Here is a 13714-nt window from a genome sequence, read left to right on the forward strand (position 1 = left end):
GGTGGGCGTCGGGGTCGCTGTCGCCGTCGGGCTCGGCCCTGCGTCGGGCGGCGGCGCGAGGAACGTGTTGTCTGCGATGTTGTAGTGGGTCGCGAGGTAGCTGCCCGGTGCCGGGTCGGTGTTGAAGTAGTCGTCGTGGTTGCAGTCGAACAGGTCGTCGTGGGCACGGTCGGCGCAGCGCACGACCATCGCGGGCCGGTCCGGGTCGTCCGAGTAGCACATGACGTCCCACTCGTCGACGCAGTGGCCGCCGCGGCTGGTGTTCGGCGCGCTGTAGGCGACCGCCCCCAGGGTGTGGCCGACCTCGTGGGCCGCGATGGGCGCCGTCCAGCAGCCGCTGTCGACCCGGGCGAACATCGGGCCGGCGTTGGAGCGGTTCGCCGCGATCTTGCGGTCGTCGCCGGTGAACTGGCCGATGCCGCAGTAGACGTTCGTGTCCGCGAAGACGAGGTACTTGCGGTCGGTGCGGGTGAAGCCCTGGGCGCGCAGCGCGGAGATCATCGTGTCGAAGCCGTCGAGCGCCGAGGCGGTGACCTGCACCTTCGTCACGGTCGGGACGCAGCCGCCGGACACCTGCTCGGTGAGCAGCCGCAGCCGCAGGTCACCGCCGGTCTCCTTCGCGCTGTCCTGGACGATCCGGTCGATCCCGATCGCCCACGTCCGGAACGAGTCCATGTAGGTGGCGGAGCGGTCGGTCGCGGAGTAGGCGTAGAGGACCTGCACCCGGTTGCCGCTCGTGCCGTCGCCGATGCACGGCATGGCGGTCACCGCGGCGACCGACGTCAACGGCGCGGACGACGCGGCCGGGTCCGCGGCCTGCAGCTGCCGCAGCGGCGGGACGGACTTCGTGGGGTCGAGCCCGAGCTGCGGCGGAGCGGCGTCCGGTCCGTGCGTGCAGGACTCGCCGCCGTGCGTCGTCATCGAGAACATGCCGACGCACGAACCCTCGAGCGCACCCTTGAGCCCCCGGTACACCAGGCCCTTCTTCGGCTGGTCCTTCGGGACGAGGCGGCGCTCCACGCCGAGCCGCACCGCGGCCGCCGGCCGGGCCAGCGCACCCACCCCCGGCTGCTCGGCCCGAGGGCCGGACGGCGACGTGACGGCGAGCTGCGCGACGGCGTCCGCGGCGGGCTGCGTCGTCCCCCGCGCGCTCCCCGCCGGGCCGAGCGTCGTCGTCGCCAGCAGACCCGCGCCGACGAACGCCACGCTCGTGGCCAGGGTGGCCGCGACGAGACGCCGTCCGCGCCGACGGCGCGGGTCGTGACTCCCGGCAGTGACAGAGTGCCTCATGGTGACTGTTCTCCCCGATGGTCCCGTGCCCGGTAAGGGCTGACGCCCTTCTGTCGCACGAGCGGCCCGATCTGGATGCCTGGCGCGGGGGACTTTCTCAGAAGATCGTCAGAGCCTCGGAGATCGTCGGAGAACGGTCACGACCGGATCAGGAGACGGCGTCCATGTGGAACTCGTCCGGGTCCGGGCCGGTGCGCATCCCGCGGTCCAGACCCGCGATCGCCGCCAGCTCGGCGTCGTCGAGGGTGAACCCGAAGACGTCGAGGTTCTCCACGATCCGGTGCGGGGTCACCGACTTCGGCAGGACGACGAGCCCGAGCTGCAGGTGCCAGCGGATGATCGCCTGGGCCGGGGTGACCCCGTGGGCGGCCGCGATCTCGCCGATGACCGGGTCGTCGAGCACCTTCTGGCCGGAGGCCAGCGGGCTCCACGACTCGGTGACGATGCCGTGCTCGGCGTGGAACGCCCGCAGCTCGCTCTGCTGGAGGTAGGGGTGCAGCTCGATCTGGTTGATCGCCGGCAGCTCGCCGGTCTCGGTGAGGAGCCGCTCCAGGTGCGGGACGTGGAAGTTGCAGACGCCGACCGCCTTCACGCGGCCCTGCTCACGCAGCTCGAGGAGGCCGCGCCAGGCAGCGACGTAGGTGCCCGCGTCGGGCACCGACCAGTGGATGAGGAACAGGTCGAGCTGCTCGAGGCCCAGGCGGTCCATCGACGCCTCGAAGGCGTCCTTGACCCGGAGGTGGTCATCGTTCCACACCTTGGTCGTGACGAAGATGTCCTCGCGCGGCACGTCGGTCGCGGCGAGCGCCCGCCCGACCCCGCTCTCGTTGCCGTAGATGCGCGCGGTGTCGATGTGCCGGTACCCCGCCGCGAGCGCGGCCTCGACCGCGGGCTGCACGGCGTCGTCCGGCACCTGCCACACGCCGAAACCGACCTGCGGGATCGGCAGGCCGGGGCTGCCGGCCGGGCCGGTGCGCAGGGTGAGAGAGGGGACGAGGCGGGGATCGGTCATGCCACGATCCTAGGTGCCCCTGGCGACCCGCCCACGTGGCCCCGGGGGGCGCTGCAGTGCGCGGCGTCGCCGTTGTCCGGGCACCGGTGACGTCAACCGAGGTCCGCGGCCACTAGCTCGAGAAGTCGTTGCCGCCGGCGGTCCGGCGGGATCGCGCCGGCTCTATAGCCGTCACCGAAGTCCGCCACCACCTGCGGGTCGTCGAGACCGCTCTGGAGGGTCGCTCCGAGTCGTTCGACCAGCTCGGCCACCTCCCACACGAACCCGGACTCCGACAGCCAGACGCGGTTCACATGGTGCAGACGTCCTGCCATGTACATGCAGACCTGTCGGAACTCCTCGGGGGAGTTGAACTCAAGATCAGGCTTCACGTCGGCACCGTACAGCTGTCGCCACGACCCAGCGCCCGCCCCTCTGCGTGTGATCCCGGCTCCCTCGCAGGTCGTAGGTCCATGGTGGCCGGCAGACCACCGGTATGTCCTGAAGTGACGCGGGTTCACCTCGTGAGCTGAGGAGTGGCGATGGTGGAGGACTCGACGAAGACGCGCACCGAATCCAGGGCCGGCGCGGGCGAGACCACGGACGGCGTCTTCACGACAGGGATGAAACTGCTCAAGAAGTACCCGATCGGAATCATGATGATTGCGGCGCTCGCGGCCGCTGTCAGCGTGTTCGGCGCTGATGTTGCCGTGAAGACGTCCGTTGCGATCACCATCACTCATGCCGTGACCATTTTCGCTGTGCTGGCGCTTGCCGGCTTCTTGATGCGTGACTATCTGCCAGACCCACAACGCCCCGAACCAGTTTTGGGAACCCCTGGCGCTGTCAAGGACGACCAGCGACTCCGGGCCGCCTTCACGAGAGACGGCAGGTTAGTCGACCCCACGTGTGTCCAGAGGCTCGTGTCTGCAGGGCTACGACCGCCACCCGAGCCATGGCATGTCGAGAGCGAGGTGGTCGGGATAGGCGAAGTGGAGGCTGTGAACGCAGCGGGAGCACATGCACTTCGCGCCATCGCACGGAACTTCGCCGATGCGGCCACTCTGATCCTCAAGCAGCACATCGTGTTCTACGCCCCGGCTGACGCCGGTGACCTGGAGTGCGGGATCAAGGGCTTGCTCGAGTACGCGCAACTAGATGGTGGCGAGGGGCACCCGCACCCGTACTGGGTGTGGCCCCTGGGTAACCCCGATGCCTACACGACAGTCCGGCTCAGTGATCGGCAGGTCGATGACATACCCATCGCCAAGATCCCCGACGGCGAGCCTGACTGGCTCAACAAGATGGGCCCCAGGATGATCTGGTCGCGCATCATTCCAGCCGTCGCCCTGTCGTGCGTCAATAGACAAGCGGCTTCTGATGCCGAGCGCGAGGTGTCGGGTCGACTGGACCTGACTGGGTGGTTGATAGCGAGGGCGACTGACGGCGAGCGAGTCCGCACACGCCATCCGCGTGACCAGAACCCGGTACGGCACTGGCGGGCGTCGCAGCCGTCGTAGTGGGTATGGAGCCCCCGCGCCCACGGTCGCTGAGCAAAATGGGGGACCGCCTGCAACAGCGGTCACGCCATCTTGTTCGTGTACCTGTTCGACATCTGACGACCTCGCGCGGTCGCGGACGGATCGGACGACAGTGCCGTTCTCCGCGGCCGTACCCCACTGGCAGAGGCCCCTCCCCGACACAGGGGAAGGGCCTCTGACCTCGGGTGGAGGCGATCGGACTCGAACCGACAACCCCCTGCTTGCAAAGCAGGTGCGCTACCAATTGCGCCACGCCCCCGGATGCCCGCCTCGGCAGGCTGGTCAAGTGTGCCAGCCCGCCCCGGCGGACGGCCAATCACATCCGGTTCACCCCACGCCGGTCACCTGACCGGGTCGGTGACCTCGGCCCAGAGGGCCTGCTCGGCCTTGTCGGCCTCGAGCTTGCGCCAGATGGCGAAGCCTGCCGCCGCGGCCACGGCGACGACCAGGAGCTTCTTCACGTCCGACCTCCTCGCACCGGCGGTCCGCCGGTTGTTGGCTCTCGGCACCGGCCTCGGCCGGTGACCGGGTCAGCATAGTCGCGCCGCGGTGCCTCCCGGCCCTGAGGGACGGCCGGGTCGGGAGGCACCGCGCAGCGCGCGGCAGCGGTTCGCGCGCCCTCGGCCGCGTCGGTCCCGGTGGCGCGGGCCCGGCGCGGGACGTGACGTCGCGGTGGGCGTTACCCGGCGCGGGTCTGACCATGCAGCCGGTTCGGCGCGGTCTGGTGCCCGTCCTGCGGGTGACCCCGATCTGTCGGTCGTCCCGGCTAGCGTGGGCGCGTGCCCGCCGGCCCGACCCCGCCCGACGTCCACCTGCAGCGGCTCGAGGTGCAGGGGCTCACGCAGCGCGCGGACCGGACGCCGGACGACGTGGTGCGCCGCATCCTCGCCGTCCAGGCGCAGGACCTGCGCGGCGCCCGGCTCGCCGTCCGGTCCCGGAGCACGGGCCTGCTCGCCCGGGACGTCGACGCCGCGTTCGACGCCGGTCGGCTCGTCGTCGCGTGGCTGAACCGGGGCACGCTGCACCTCGTCGCCGCCGAGGACTACTGGTGGTTGCACCCGCTGACGACGCCGCAGCTCGCCACGAACAGCCGCCGCCGGCTCGAGCAGGAAGGGGTGTCCCCGGCGCAGCTCGAGACCGGCGTCGACGTCGTCTCCCGCGCGGTGACGGCCGGTCCGATGAGCCGCGACGGCCTGCGGACCCTGCTCGACGACGCCGGCGTACCGACGAAGCGGCAGGCGTTCATCCATGTGCTCTTCGCCGCGTCCCTGCGCGGACTGCTCCTGCGCGGGCCGGTGCTCCCGGGCGGCGAGCAGGCCTTCGTCGACCCGGTCACCTGGCTCGGGCCGCGCCCGCCGGATCCGGACCCGGACGAGGCGCTGGGCCAGCTGGCCCGGCGCTACCTCGTCGCGCACGGCCCGGCGCGGGATGCCGACCTGGCGACCTGGGCCGGCACCACTCTCGGGGCCGCCCGCCGCGGGCTCGCCGTGCTCGGGAGCACCGCGGACGACGACGGGCTGCACCGGCTGCCCGGCGCCGCGGCCGCGGCGGGCGCCGTGCCGGCACCGGTGCTGCTCGGGCCCTTCGACCCCGTGCTCCACGGCTGGGTGGACCGGGAGGCCGTCATCGGCCGGCACACCGGCCTCGTCACCTCGAACGGCATCTTCAAGGCCTCCGCCCTCGTCGGCGGCCGCGCCGTCGGGACCTGGACGCTGCCCGGCGGCCGGGTCACGCTCGACGCGTTCGAGCCGCTGACCCCCGACGTCGTCGCCGCGCTCGCCGAGGACGCTCGCGCCGTCCACCACTACCTCGGGCTGCGCGATCGCGAGATGGTCGTCACCGGGGGCCGCGCCTGAGCCCGGCCGCGGCCGCTACCGTCCGGCCATGACCGTCATCCGCGTGCCCTTCCACCAGGTCGACCGCCTGCCCGACGACAGCGCCCCGCTCCCCGCCGGGACGCCGTCCGTGCTCGTCGACCCGGACCTGCCCGCCCTCGACCTCCCCGGCACCGACCAGTGGGCCCGGCTCGCGGCGCTCCACGGAGCGGTGGCCGACGCGGTCGCGGCGGCGGTCACCGGTCCGGCCGCACCGGTCGTCGTGGTCTCCGGGGACTGCCTCGTCGCGCTCGGCACCCTGGCCGGCGCCCAGCGGGCGGGCCTCGACCCGGGGGTCGTCTGGTTCGACGCGCACGGCGACGTCCACACCCTCGCCTCGTCGCAGTCCGGGTACCTCGGCGGCATGGTGCTCCGGATGGCGGTCGGCGGGGACCCGGACCGGCTCGCGGGGCCGCTCGGGCTGCGCGCGCTCCCCGAGGAGCGTGCCGTGCTCGTCGACGCCCGCGACCTCGACGACCCCGAGGTCGCCTACCTCGCGGGGAGCGCGATCACCCGGCTCGCCGTCGAGGACGTCACGGCCGACCGGCTCGCGGCCGTGCTGCCGCAAGGGCCGTTCGTGCTGCACGTCGACCTCGACGTCGTCGACCCCGCCGAGCTGTCGGGCCTGCTCTTCCCCGCACCCGGCGGGCCCGCGGCGTCGGACGTCCTCGACGCCGTCCGGCGGGCCCTCGCGACCGGACGGGTCGCCGTCCTCGACGTCGCGTGCCCCTGGCACCCGGCGCGGGACGCCGCCGAGGCCGCCGTGCGGGCGGACCTCGTCGCGCACATGCTCGCGGCCGCCGGGGCGACCGGCGGCTGACCCTTCGCCGGGCTCCCCGGCGGGGGATCAGGCCTCGCAGGCGATCCCGTCGCCGTCGAAGTCGAGGCGGAAGTTCGCCAGGTACAGCGGGCCGTTGACCGTGAAGTTGCGGACCCGGTCGCCGCCGCTGCCGTTGCGGCGGTCGCGGGCCCCGGGCCGCCCGACGCCGTGCGGGTAGTCCTGGTGCATCGCGGGGCACCCGGGGTAGCGGACGATCTCCACGGGCCGGGTCCGGGTGGACGGCCGGGTCGAGGTGGTGGTCCGCGGCCGGGTCGAGGACGCGCTCGGCTTCTTCGTCGGCGGCTTCGGCGTCGTCGTGCGCGCGGCTGGCTCGGTCGGCTCGTCGACGGCGGACGTCGTCGGGCCGCCGTACATCGTCGGCTCCTCGGTCACGGTCGGCTCGGGCTCGGCGGTCGTCGGCTCCGGGGCCGCCGTCGTCGCGGGCACGGCGACCGGCGTCACGGAGTTCGACCCGGAGTCCGGCAGGCCGCTGAAGCCGATGACCCCGGCGACGAGCCCCGTGACGGCGAGCGCGCCGATGCCGATGAGCAGCCCGTTGCGCCGACCGCCCACGGCCGGGGCCGTCCGGTACGCGGGGGCGGCGGTCTTCGCCGACACCGCGGCGGAACCGAAGAGGGCGTCGACGGACGCCGCGCGCCGCGCGTCGGCCGTCGCGGCGGGCAGGGCGATGGTCAGCTCGTCGTGGATCGTGCCCTGCCGGGCGGTGCCGGACGCCGCGGCCGGGACGACCTGCGTCGGGGCGTCAGCAGACCCGGCCTCGGTCGCGGCACCGACATCGACGGACGTCGACGCCTCCGCCGCGGCCGCACCTGCGGCGAGGCCCGGCACGGAGTCCAGGCCGGTCACGCCGCGGTCGCTGACGTGTGCCGTCCAGCCGCCGCCGTCCCAGTACCGCATCTCGTGCCGCCCGTACGGGTCGGCCGCCCAGCGTGGGCCCGGAAGCTCTCGCATCGCCGCTCATCTCCCCGCGTGTCGCGTCGCTGCCGCGACCGATGCTGGCACGGGGTGCGCGAGAGGTCAGCAGATCCGCCGAAGATTGATCTGGGCGTACGCGGACGACCCCGAAGGGTGAGCAAATCACCCATGTGCACACGTTCCGGCGGGGGTCGGGCCGGGTGCGCCCCAGGGCGCGGGCTACTTCTTCTTGGTCGAGGAGCTCGAGGACGGCGAGGAGTCGTTCGTCGCCGGGGGGTCGGTCGGCGGCTTGCTGGTGCTGCTGCTCGAGGTCGTGGTCTCGTCCGGCGGCGTGCTCGGCGACGGCGGGGCCGAGGTGGTCCTGGTCCGGGACGTCGTCGTCGCGCGGGGGGCCGCGGAGCTGCTCGACCGGTAGGTGATCCGGGGTGCCTTCGCCGACGACAGCTGGACGCCCGGCACCGTGGTCTTCTTCTTGGTCTTCTTCGTCGTGGCCTTGGCCGTCGACGCCGGGACGGCGTCACCGGTCGGCGTCGACACGACCGACTGGACGGCGTCCGCGCTGCTGCCCGAACCGCCACCACCGAGCACGGCGGCGACCGCGATGAGCGCCGCGACACCGAGCCCGGAGAGGATCTCGGGGATGTGCGACTCGCGCCAGTCCCAGCCCTCCGGCTCGTCGTCGAAGGCCGGTCCGGCCGGAGCGGCGCCGCCCGAGCCGAAGTTCAGGTCGGCCTGACGACCGACGGCCGCAGCAGGGCCGGCCGCACCGGCTGCCCCGGCCGCACCCGCGCCGGCCGCCCGGCGTCCGCCCGGCAGGTCGTTGAACAGGTCCGGGGCACGGCCCACGGAGGTGCGGGCGACCCGGGTCTCAGCAGAGCCGGCCGCGGGCGGGATGACGACCGGCGCCATCGCGGGGAACGCCTCAGGGGACGGCATAGGGCTCGGCGTGGGGGACGGTGTCGCGGACGGCGTGGGGGACGTGACCGGGAAGGCCGCAGGGGCGCCAGCGGAGAAGCCGGCGGACGACGCCCTCGAGGCCGGCACGGACGCCTGCGCCTCGCGGCGGGTCCGCGGACCGGGGAGCGGCGGGTCGACGAGCACGGAGCCGTCACCCTCGCTCACGTGCTCGGTCCACTGGGCGCCGTCCCAGTAGCGCAGCTCGTGGCGGCGGTAGGGATCGGGCGCCCACTGCGCCTCGCGCGGACCTTCCATGGACACACCCCCTTCGGTGTCACTCTGTAATGAGCATGACACTCTCCGCAACTGGTTGCGGAAGATCCAGGGACTTCTTCCCCAGGGAGGCGCACCGCCACGGCGCCCGCTGCCATCTCGCGATGGACGGGGGGGACTCTACGACGACTGGTCATGGGGGCGTGAGCAGAACGGACAAGGTCACACGCCGGGCGTTCCGCCCGGCCGGTCAGACACGGTCCGGTCGGCGCTCGCCCGGTCAGACCTTGTAGTAGATGCTCGCCCTGCGCGCGCCCGCGGTACCCGAGGCGAACCCGAAGCACAGCTTGGCCTCCCCTGCGTCGTTGATGCGCACGGCCATGCCTTCGGGCTCCCGGTAGTAGAGCGTCTGGCCGGCGGTCGTCCGCACCGGGCTGTTCGCCCCCGCACCCGTGGCCCACGAGACCGCTCGGATGAACGTGTTCCCGGCCGAACGGGCTCCGCCGGCGATCAGCCCGTCGTACGGATCGCCGTACCCGTCGTCGTACGCGTCGCCGCTCAGCAGGTACAGATAGCTCCCGTACGTGGTGAAGCCCTGGAAGGTCCCCATGCCGACGTTCGGGAGGGCGAGCGACTCCAGCGCACCGCTGTAGTCGTGCGCCGCGAACTTGCTCAGGCTGAACAGGTCGTAGTGGGTGGTCGACTCGCCGTCGATCTTGTAGCGGATCGCCACCCGACCGTTCTTCGTGTCGATGGCGATCGACTTGTTCCTGCCGGTGGGCCGGGGGTCGTAGATCTCGACCGCACTGCTGGAGCCGGTCAGGGTCCGGCCGCTGACGAAGAGGAAGCGGGCGAGCTTCTCTCCGTACCCGTCGGCGTCCGCCGAAGCCTCCACCCAGACGTACGCCCCGGTGCCGGACGGCTGGACGGCGATCTGGGTGCCGTGGCCGAAGCCCCGCAGGAAGCACGTGCCGAGCACGACCCCGTCGAGGTTGGTCTTGGTGATCGTCAGGTGACCGAGGCTCTTGTCCGTCCCGTCCGTGACCTGGGCGAAGTAGATGTGGTCGTGCACGTTGTCGAACGCGAAGGACTGCAGAACGGTGTTGTCGCCGAGGGCCTTGCTGCGGATGAACTCGTACGAGGGCAGGCTGAGATCGAACAGTCCCGTACTGCTCACGGCGGACGCCGGCGACGGCGTCAGACCTCCGAGCAGGGCGGCGGCACCGGCGGCGCCACCGGCCCGGAGCAGCAGCCGACGGCTGAGGAGATGGTCCATGGGAACCCCCGAGGGTCGTGTCGTCCTGTTTCGTGCACCCGGAAGGTTAGTCGAAACGGCGATCATGAACTCGAGGATCGATCATGGAGACCCGGCAGGGCGGCGAAGCCGCTTCGAGAACGAAGAAGCCCAGGTCCGCTGCGGACCTGGGCGACTCGCGTGGTGGGCCTAAGAGGACTTGAACCTCTGGCCTCTTCCTTATCAGGGAAGCGCTCTAACCGACTGAGCTATAGGCCCGATGCACTGCCGCCGCAGCGGCTGCGCCGTAGGAGACTACCCCAGGTCGGGGTGAGGTCCCAAACCGGTTCGCCCCGACGGGTTCACCGCCCGGCGGAGCCGTGGAGCAGGACCGTCGAGGGGCCCGTCAGTCGTCGGAGAGCGTGACGTGCAGGCCGCCGACGAGGCTGGACGCGATGTTGTAGAGGAACGCGCCGAGGGTCGACAGCGCCATGATGATGACGACGTTGATGACCCCGATGAAGGTCGACAGCGAGATGACCCGGCCCAGCCCGACGTAGTCGTAGAGGCTGAACGTGGAGTTGCTGCCGTCGATGTCGCGGAGCACCTTGTTCACCGAGTCGAGCACGCCCATCGAGTCGATGACCGACCACAGGACGATCGCGCCGGTGACCAGCCCGATACCGAGCGCCACCGACAGCAGGAACGACAGCTTGAGCACCGACCAGGGGTCGACGCGGGCCAGGGTCAGCCGCACGGTGCGCGGGCCGGCCACGGGCACGGCCCCGGTCGGCGGCGCGGGACGCGCCGCGGACGACATCATGTCTGGCCTGGCCTGCGGCATCGCCGCGGCGGGAGCCGACCCTGCGGTGCGCTCCTGGCGCCCCGCGGACGTCGGAACGCCCCCCACACGAGGCGCACCCGCTGGCTGGTAGACCTGATCGGACGGGCTCACGCCTCACCTCCGCTGGAACTGCTCTCACCTCGACGGTACGCCATGGGCGACGTCCCGTGCGTCGTTCGAGAACCAGCGGTGCTCATGCCCCACCGCCCAGTAATCGCCACGATGCTACCCGTCAGACGCCCGCCTGGCCGCCGAGGTTGCGCCCGTCACCCGGCCGGCGACCCGCGGGTGCGGGTCGCCGGGCCGGGGTCCGTGCTCAGGCCTCGTCGTCGTCCGGCGCGTCGTCGGCCGTGCCGGTGCCGTCGTCGGCGGCCTCGTCGTCGGCGGCCGGGGCGGACCCCGTGACCGGCTCGGTCACCGCGTCGGCGACGGCCTCTCCGTCGGCGGCACCCTCGGCGTCGAGGTCCTCGTCGTCCCCGCCGAGCGCGCGCTCGGAGTTGCGGGCGACGGCGATGATCCGGTCGCCGTTGTCGGGCTTGGCGAAGACGACCCCCATGGTGTCGCGGCCCTTCGCCGGCACGCCGGTGACGGGCGAGCGGACGACCTTGCCGTGCTCCATGACGACGAGCACCTCGTCGTCCTCGCCGACGACCATGCCGGCGACGAGGTCACCGCGGTCGTCGTTGAGCTTGGCGACCTTGATGCCGAGGCCGCCGCGGCCCTGCACCCGGTACTCGCCGAGCGCCGTCCGCTTCGCCCAGCCGCCCTCGGTGACGACGAAGACGAACGCGTCGTCGTCGTTGACGACGTCCATCGACAGCAGCCGGTCGCCCTCGCGGAACTTCATGCCGGTGACCCCGGACGTCGCCCGGCCCATCGGGCGCAGCGCCTCGTCGTCCGCGGTGAACCGGACGCTCATCCCCTTGCGGGAGACGAGGACGATGTCGGCGTCCGCGTCGAGCAGGCGGGCCGCGACGAGCTCGTCGTCGTCCATGAGGTTGATCGCGATGACGCCGCCGGAGCGGTTCGAGTCGTACTCGGACAGCCGGGTCTTCTTCACCTTGCCGTCGCGGGTCGCGAGCACGAGGAACGGCGCGTGCTCGTAGTCCGGGATGTCGAGCACCTGGGCGATCTGCTCGCCGGGCTGGAAGGCGAGCAGGTTCGCGACGTGCTGGCCCTTCGCGTCCCGGCCGGCCTCGGGGAGCTCGTAGCCCTTGGCCCGGTAGACCCGGCCGAGGTTGGTGAAGAAGAGCAGCCAGTGGTGCGTCGTCGTGACGAAGAAGTGCTCGACGACGTCGTCCCCGCGCAGCTGGGCGCCCTTGACGCCCTTGCCGCCGCGGCGCTGCGCCCGGTAGTTGTCCGACCGCGTCCGCTTGGCGTAGCCGCCGCGGGTGATCGTGACGACGACCTCCTCCTCCGGGATGAGGTCCTCGACGTCCATGTCGCCGTCGAACGGCAGGATCGTCGTGCGCCGGACGTCGCCGTACTTCTCGATGATCTCGGCGAGCTCGTCGGAGATGATCTGCCGCTGCCGCGCCGGCGAGGCGAGGATGTCCTTGTAGTCCGCGATCTTCAGCTCGAGCTCGGCCAAGGTGTCGAGGATCGACTGCCGCTCGAGGGCGGCGAGCCGGCGCAGCTGGAGGCCGAGGATCGCGAGGGACTGGTCCTCGTCGATGTCGAGCAGCGCCATGAGGCCGTTCTTCGCCTCGTCGGCGGACGGCGACCGGCGGATGAGCGCGATGACCTCGTCGAGCGCGTCGAGCGCCTTGGCGAAGCCGCGGTAGATGTGGGCGTCCGCCTCGGCCTTGTCGAGGAGGAACTGGGTGCGCCGGACGATGACCTCGATCTGGTGCTCGACCCAGTAGCGGACGAACTTGTCGAGGCTCAGCGTGCGCGGGACGCCGTCGACGATCGCGAGCATGTTCGCGCCGAACGTGTCCTGCAGCGACGTGTGCTTGTAGAGGTTGTTGAGGACGACCTTCGCGATCGCGTCCCGCTTGAGCACGAGGACGATCCGCATGCCGGTCTTGCCGGACGTGTCGTCCTTGAGGTCGGCGATGCCCTGGATCCGGCCCGAGTCGACGAGCTCGGCGATCTTCATCTTCAGGTTGTCGGGGTTGACCTGGTAGGGCAGCTCGGTGACGACGAGGCAGGTGCGGTTGTGGATCTCCTCGACCTCGACCTTGGCCCGCATCGTGATCTGGCCGCGGCCCGTGCGGTACGCGTCCTCGATGCCGCGGGTGCCCATGATGAAGCCACGGGTCGGGAAGTCCGGACCCTTGACCTTGAGCAGCAGCTGCCCGAGGAGCTCCTCGTCGTCCGCCTCCGGGTTCTGCAGGAACCACTGGACGGCCTCGCCGACCTCGCGCAGGTTGTGCGGCGGGATGTTCGTCGCCATCCCGACCGCGATGCCGGCGGAGCCGTTGACGAGCAGGTTCGGGAACCGGGCCGGCAGGACCGTCGGCTCCTGGGTCTTGCCGTCGTAGTTCGGCGCGAAGTCGACGGTGTTCTTGTCGATGTCGCGGACCATCTCCATGGCCAGCGGCATCATGCGGCACTCGGTGTACCGCATGGCGGCGGCCGGGTCGTTGCCCGGGGAGCCGAAGTTGCCCTGGCCGTCGACGAGCGGGTAGCGCAGCGCCCAGGGCTGGGCGAGCCGGACGAGGGTGTCGTAGATCGCCGAGTCGCCGTGCGGGTGGTAGTTGCCCATGACGTCGCCGACGACGCGGGCGCACTTGGAGTAGCTGCGGTCCGGCCGGTACCCGCCGTCGTACATCGCGTAGAGCACCCGGCGGTGAACGGGTTTGAGGCCGTCCCGGACGTCCGGCAGCGCGCGCGACACGATGACGCTCATCGCGTAGTCGAGGTACGAGCGCTGCATCTCCAGCTGGAGGTCGATCGGCTGGATGCGCCCGTGCACGATCTCGCCCAGGGGCTCGTCGGGGAGGTTCGGCTCGTCCGGTGGCTGCGTCACTGTCGTCCTTCGTGCGGCGTCGGTGTACTTCTACACACGT

At 71.8% G+C, this 13714-nt stretch carries 11 protein-coding genes, 2 tRNA genes and 1 pseudogene; 3 read left to right on the forward strand and 11 right to left on the reverse strand.

Translation table 11 applies throughout. The features are described from left to right. The 3 genes and pseudogenes from ECOMGDLI_RS18715 to ECOMGDLI_RS18725 all read right to left on the reverse strand — a co-directional run. Positions 1 to 1290, reverse strand: a pseudogene (locus ECOMGDLI_RS18715) (hypothetical protein); the annotation flags it as partial. A gap of 148 nt (positions 1291 to 1438) precedes the next feature. Further along, positions 1439 to 2302: an aldo/keto reductase gene (locus ECOMGDLI_RS18720; protein ID WP_088318366.1), complete on the reverse strand. Its 864-nt coding sequence runs from the start codon at positions 2300 to 2302 to the stop codon at positions 1439 to 1441. 92 nt (positions 2303 to 2394) lie between these two features. After that, positions 2395 to 2673, reverse strand: a complete 279-nt coding sequence (locus ECOMGDLI_RS18725) for a hypothetical protein (RefSeq protein WP_088318367.1) — start codon at positions 2671 to 2673, stop codon at positions 2395 to 2397. Between the two features lie 150 nt (positions 2674 to 2823). Here ECOMGDLI_RS18725 and ECOMGDLI_RS18730 point away from each other — a divergent pair, with 150 nt between their 5' ends. Next, a complete protein-coding gene (locus ECOMGDLI_RS18730; protein WP_088318368.1) occupies positions 2824 to 3801 on the forward strand; it encodes a hypothetical protein in 978 nt (325 codons plus the stop codon). A 207-nt stretch (positions 3802 to 4008) separates the two neighbouring features. On the opposite strand, the gene ECOMGDLI_RS18735 is transcribed toward ECOMGDLI_RS18730, so the two are convergent. Further along, positions 4009 to 4081 (reverse strand) — tRNA-Ala (locus tag ECOMGDLI_RS18735). An 82-nt stretch (positions 4082 to 4163) separates the two neighbouring features. Then, positions 4164 to 4283, reverse strand: coding sequence for a DLW-39 family protein (locus tag ECOMGDLI_RS36005; RefSeq protein WP_233150006.1), 120 nt, complete (start codon positions 4281 to 4283; stop codon positions 4164 to 4166). Positions 4284 to 4601: 318 nt separating this feature from the next. Here ECOMGDLI_RS36005 and ECOMGDLI_RS18740 point away from each other — a divergent pair, with 318 nt between their 5' ends. Next, positions 4602 to 5678, forward strand: coding sequence for a winged helix DNA-binding domain-containing protein (locus ECOMGDLI_RS18740; RefSeq protein ID WP_198954990.1), 1077 nt, complete (start codon positions 4602 to 4604; stop codon positions 5676 to 5678). A gap of 28 nt (positions 5679 to 5706) precedes the next feature. After that, positions 5707 to 6516, forward strand: coding sequence for an arginase family protein (locus tag ECOMGDLI_RS18745; protein WP_198954991.1), 810 nt, complete (start codon positions 5707 to 5709; stop codon positions 6514 to 6516). 27 nt (positions 6517 to 6543) lie between these two features. Here ECOMGDLI_RS18745 and ECOMGDLI_RS18750 read toward each other — a convergent pair whose 3' ends face one another. From ECOMGDLI_RS18750 to gyrA, 6 genes are all read right to left on the reverse strand, one after another. Then, positions 6544 to 7488, reverse strand: a complete 945-nt coding sequence (locus tag ECOMGDLI_RS18750) for a DUF2510 domain-containing protein (protein WP_088318369.1) — start codon at positions 7486 to 7488, stop codon at positions 6544 to 6546. Positions 7489 to 7671: 183 nt separating this feature from the next. Then, on the reverse strand, positions 7672 to 8664 hold the full coding sequence (locus tag ECOMGDLI_RS18755) for a DUF2510 domain-containing protein (RefSeq protein WP_088318370.1): 993 nt from the start codon (positions 8662 to 8664) through the stop codon (positions 7672 to 7674). 238 nt (positions 8665 to 8902) lie between these two features. Beyond that, positions 8903 to 9898: a teichoic acid biosynthesis protein C gene (locus ECOMGDLI_RS18760; RefSeq protein WP_088318371.1), complete on the reverse strand. Its 996-nt coding sequence runs from the start codon at positions 9896 to 9898 to the stop codon at positions 8903 to 8905. Positions 9899 to 10058: 160 nt separating this feature from the next. After that, a tRNA-Ile gene (locus ECOMGDLI_RS18765) sits at positions 10059 to 10135 on the reverse strand. 127 nt (positions 10136 to 10262) lie between these two features. Continuing rightward, a complete protein-coding gene (locus tag ECOMGDLI_RS18770; RefSeq protein ID WP_233153526.1) occupies positions 10263 to 10631 on the reverse strand; it encodes a DUF3566 domain-containing protein in 369 nt (122 codons plus the stop codon). 385 nt (positions 10632 to 11016) lie between these two features. Beyond that, positions 11017 to 13674 carry a DNA gyrase subunit A gene (gyrA, locus tag ECOMGDLI_RS18775; protein ID WP_233153527.1) on the reverse strand — a complete coding sequence of 886 codons (2658 nt, stop codon included), beginning with the start codon at positions 13672 to 13674 and terminating at the stop codon, positions 11017 to 11019. Positions 13675 to 13714 lie beyond the last annotated feature (40 nt).

Source organism: Kineosporia sp. R_H_3 (assembly GCF_002198675.1).
Taxonomy (GTDB): Bacteria; Actinomycetota; Actinomycetes; order Actinomycetales; family Kineosporiaceae; genus R-H-3.

What these genes read in the sequence shown, in the direction of transcription:
- ECOMGDLI_RS18755 (WP_088318370.1), bottom strand. Translation starts at nt 8,664, where the DNA reads ATGGAAGGTCCGCGCGAGGCGCAGTGGGCGCCCGATCCCTACCGCCGC.
- ECOMGDLI_RS18720 (WP_088318366.1), bottom strand. Translation starts at nt 2,302, where the DNA reads ATGACCGATCCCCGCCTCGTCCCCTCTCTCACCCTGCGCACCGGCCCG.
- ECOMGDLI_RS18745 (WP_198954991.1), top strand. Translation starts at nt 5,707, where the DNA reads ATGACCGTCATCCGCGTGCCCTTCCACCAGGTCGACCGCCTGCCCGAC.
- ECOMGDLI_RS18730 (WP_088318368.1), top strand. Translation starts at nt 2,824, where the DNA reads ATGGTGGAGGACTCGACGAAGACGCGCACCGAATCCAGGGCCGGCGCG.
- ECOMGDLI_RS18760 (WP_088318371.1), bottom strand. Translation starts at nt 9,898, where the DNA reads ATGGACCATCTCCTCAGCCGTCGGCTGCTGCTCCGGGCCGGTGGCGCC.
- ECOMGDLI_RS18750 (WP_088318369.1), bottom strand. Translation starts at nt 7,488, where the DNA reads ATGCGAGAGCTTCCGGGCCCACGCTGGGCGGCCGACCCGTACGGGCGG.